Annotated in this window: 1 rRNA gene; it reads left to right on the forward strand. The window is 55.7% G+C overall.

Annotation, left to right across the window (positions count from 1 at the left end):
- Positions 1-139 precede the first annotated feature (139 nt).
- Positions 140-201, forward strand: a 5S ribosomal RNA gene (rrf, locus tag ADK60_RS29410); the annotation flags it as partial.

Genomic DNA, 201 nt, shown 5'->3' on the forward strand with positions numbered 1-201 from the left:
AAGCCCTGTGAGGGGTGGAGTTGACCGGTACTAATAGGCCGAGGGCTTGTCCTCAGTTGCTCGCGTCCACTGTGTTGTTCTGAAACAACGACCCCCATGACATGGCCTGTCGTGGGTGCGGTTGACAGTTTCATAGTGTTTCGGTGGTCATAGCGTGAGGGAAACGCCCGGTTACATTCCGAACCCGGAAGCTAAGCCTCA

Origin of the sequence: Streptomyces sp. XY431, assembly GCF_001279805.1 — a bacterium.
Lineage (GTDB): Bacteria > Actinomycetota > Actinomycetes > Streptomycetales > Streptomycetaceae > Kitasatospora > Kitasatospora purpeofusca.